The organism is Wolbachia endosymbiont of Drosophila seguyi, from assembly GCF_028981765.1.
Lineage (GTDB): Bacteria > Pseudomonadota > Alphaproteobacteria > Rickettsiales > Anaplasmataceae > Wolbachia > Wolbachia pipientis.
On record NZ_JAPQLM010000104.1, the window covers coordinates 1 to 4,078 of the forward strand.

The 4,078-nt window shown below is 36.4% G+C and carries 3 protein-coding genes; all 3 read right to left on the minus strand.

Features of this window, described 5'->3' with window-relative positions; translation table 11 throughout:
- Positions 1-75: 75 nt before the first annotated feature.
- Entirely contained in the window at positions 76-1,479 is a 1,404-nt protein-coding gene (locus OZD62_RS02350; RefSeq protein ID WP_138265073.1) for an NAD(P)H-dependent flavin oxidoreductase, read from the minus strand.
- Positions 1,480-1,830: 351 nt separating this feature from the next.
- Entirely contained in the window at positions 1,831-2,418 is a 588-nt protein-coding gene (gene coaE / locus OZD62_RS02355; protein ID WP_275019353.1) for a dephospho-CoA kinase, read from the minus strand.
- A 295-nt stretch (positions 2,419-2,713) separates the two neighbouring features.
- Entirely contained in the window at positions 2,714-3,892 is a 1,179-nt protein-coding gene (locus OZD62_RS02360; protein ID WP_010962422.1) for a ribonuclease D, read from the minus strand.
- Positions 3,893-4,078: the final 186 nt, after the last annotated feature.

A 4,078-nucleotide genomic window follows, 5' to 3' on the forward strand; every position in this document is an offset into this window, starting at 1 on the left:
CAATTTGATGCATCATTCTTTTTGTAAAAAACATTCCACACTTTCTCTCCACTTTTTCTGGGTAAGGTCACTGACTCAATACCCAGTCAATATCCTTTCCACCAGTTCTTTTACTGCCGGTACGTAGCCATTCTCATAAAATGGATCTTGCTTAAATTTGTACACATTGTGCCCGGAAAACATGAGTTCGTTCTCAATATCACCATCGTGTATAACGTTTTGCAGTGTTTTTTGTATGCAAAAACTACGCGGATCTGGCTTTCGTCCTGTTGAATGGTCACCATGATCTTTCCAATTGCTAAACAAACAATGGCTCAAACATCCCATACAATTGATTTGATCTTCTCTTATTTGTTTAAATTTATCTGGCGTCACAAAAATAACAGTTGAATCTGGGGTTTTCATTGCTTCTGTGTACCCTGCTTTAGTCCATGTATTTGCCAGTTCTTTGTCTTTTGCAGTAAGGTAGATCTTCCTACCTCTGCTACCCATTGCAAATTCACTATTGGATTCTTCGCTGGCATTTTCTGAAAAATTTACTTGATGTAATTTTCGTTCCTGTAACTCACGTATAAAATTATTCCTCACCGCAGATGAGTAAAACCCTGTTGGACTGAATTTATTTAAAAATACATCACCTTCTTCTAAAGTGAGTAGCTTCTTTTTCCACTCTGCAGAAATTGGGCTTTCTTTCGTCAAAAGTGGACGAGTGCCAAACTGAAAAGCTATTGGTCCAATTTGCAGATTGTCAAACCAATGTTCCCAATCTTTCAAATGCCACACTCCTCCTGCCATAACAATTGGTGTTTCTGAAAGACCGATCTCGTTCATGAAAGATCTAAGCTCTGCAACTCTTTCAAATGGAGCCTGTGGTAGCTCTGGGTCTTCACTGTTACTCAGTCCATTGTGCCCTCCAGCAAGCCATGGATCTTCATACACTACTCCACCAAGCAAATAGGAAGATATTCTTTGGTAAGCACGCTTCCATAATGCTTTAAAAGCACGCACCGATGAGATAATAGGGTAATAATAAACCTGATATTTAGCTGCAATTTCTCCAAGCCTATAAGGCATACCAGCACCGCAGGTAATACCATGAATCAAACCTTTCGCTCCTTCTAATATGCCATGAAGTACGCGTTCTGCTGCTCCCATCTCCCAAAGTACATTCATGTGTATTCTTCCATGACCTTTTGATATTTCATTTGCTATTCTTGCCTGACTAATTCCAGCTTCAATACTATACTCAATCAATTCACTATGCTTTTCATTTCTTGTTTTGCCTTTATAAATTAGTGGCACTAACTCGCCATTATCATCAATAAGCTTAGCATTTGCACCAGAAAATGTACCCACAGCATCTGCTGCAGCAAATGCTCCGCTTGATCTCCCATCACTAACTGCAATGCCTTTACCACCTTCGATGATTGGCCACACTTCCTTTCCTGAAATTACTATCTTTTTTATCTTATTTTTCAAAACTTCCTCGCAATCTTTCACTCTATTTTACTTAATTACTAAAAAAATGATAGCTGTTTATTTTTTCTTGTATCATTAAAGCTTCTGTAGCTACTCATGCTGTTGTAGTTTGAGAGCAGTTCCCATCGGAAGGGTGTCATTCCAGTGCTTGACACTGGAATCCAGTTTTTGATCAAAAATGTTGCTATAGTGCACAATCAATTTTCCTGGATCCAAGTAGTCTGGGCTACTTGGATGACACCATAGGGGGCTACTTGGATGACAGGGGAGGGAGGCTGCTGGGATCCTGACAACCGTCATCCCGCCGCTTGTTAGCGGGATCTAGAGATACCGCGGCGGTATGACGTAGAGCTACGTGTTTAGGTTTAATGAATCCACTATATCTTTTACTTGAGAAAAAACATACTCTTTGCTTACACTGGTATCGATAATAAAGTCACTCATCTTCCTTTTCTCCTCAATAGATAACTGAACATCGGAGATTAGATTAAGCTTTTCTTTATCTATGTTGCGTTCGTTAAGTCTTTGAGCTTGCACAACGCTATCTGCATGAACAAAAACAATAAGGTCGCAATATAAATAAAATTTTGTTTCTAATAGAAGTGGCACATCTAAAACTAAAAGTTTTCTATCGATCTTTTTTTCCTTGGCAATAAAAAATTCTAATTCACGCAGCACAGCAGAGTGAACCAAAGATTGAAATTGTTTCCAATTTTCATCGTAGGCTAAGAAATATTTAGACAGTACTGTTCTATCTATTTCACCATTTACTACCACTCCAGGAAAATTTTTCTCTGCATAACTTATTATGCTTTTATCCACTTCATAAAGTTGGTGTACAACAGAATCAGCATCAAATACAACAGCACCAAACTCTTGAAAGCAATTAGCTACAAAGCTCTTTCCTACCCCAATTCCGCCTGTTAGACTTATAATCATATAACAAAATACATTCGACTTCTTTTGAAACTATAGCTAAGGTTTCTCTATATATATTAACTAGATTTTCTAGATCTCAGTGTCAAGCACATAACTATACGAACATTGCAATTTGTAGGTGGTGTTATTCCAGTCTGGAATCTAGCTTTTATGTTGTATAGTGCACAATCAATTTTCCTGGATCCAAGTAGTCAGGGCTACTTGGATAACACCCTACTTAACCGTCATACCGCCGCGGTATCTCTTAGCCACTAACACGTAGCGGGATGACGATTGTCGATAAATCTAAGTTACTTTAGCAACAGTTATTCTCCACTAAATTACTCTGAATTTTGGTTATATTATTTGCGGATTTCACTGCTGAAATCTCAAATTTTGAGCTTGTGTTCAAAAATGATTCAACTGACCTGCCAAAAAAATCATATCTCCATCCCTTGAATAATTTATCTGTCTGTCCAGATATTGACCCGGTTAACTCATCTTTTGAAGAAACTAATTTCCTTGATATGTTACTTTCTTTACATTTACTATCTAAAATAATTGAGAGTATATCAAGTACAGATTTGTCATAATTACTCGATAAGGTGTTGTTTTGCTGCATCCAATTTCTCTCATTTTCATTAAAAATATTCACAAACTCTAGTAAATCCGCATCTTTTATATTTTTTGTATTCCTCTTGAGATCATCTAAAATCTCATCAACATGCTCTACATTTTTTTCAATAAAATCAGCTATTACAGCATTATTGATTATTTTATTACGGTTCATATTATAGCGCTGTGCTAAGGTTTCTTGCCACTCACTAACTGCTTTAACAGTTAGTATCAATCTTGGATTTACTTCATAATTAAATTTAATCCTCTTCCATGCATCTTTTGGGCTATGTAAATACTTATTTATATCAACTATTGATTCCATCTCTTCTTGAAACCAACCCATCCTATTATTTTCTTCAAGTTTATTGCACAATATTTGGTATAGGTCATATAGGTGTACCACGTCGTTTACTGCATAATCTAACTGATCTTCGGACAACGGACGCCTTAACCAATCTGAATTTTTAGCTTTAATTTTATCCAGTGCTATTCCTTGATATTGCTCCACTACTTTTGAGTAACCAATAAAGTCATGATAATAATGACAAAACATAGCAGCAACTTGGGTATCAAAAATGGGAGTGGGAATACATTTAAACACAGTGAGTAAGGATTCTATATCCTGCCGGCAGCTATGAAACACTTTGGTTATCCCCTGATTTAGCATTATTTTCTTAATGAATGATAAATCAATTTCTGGCACTAATGCGTCTACAATAAAACTCTTCTCTCCGTAAGAAATTTGAATTAACGATAATTTTGGGTAGTAGATTAAATTATTTCTAATGAACTCCGTGTCAACTGCTATAAATTTCGGCTTTTTTGCTATTAACTCTTCACATGTATTCTCCAGTTCTGATGTTGTACTAATTAGCATATATTTTTTATTCAGTGGATTTATTTTATAATTTATATTAAATTTTTGCAATTAATGACTTCTTGCAGAACTTTCTATCACTCATTGGCATCACACAAATAGCCTTTTCCATCCCAATCCCAGTGCTTCCTTCTCCTGTCATCCCAGTGCTTCCTTCTCCTGTCATCCCAGTGCTTCCTTCTCCTG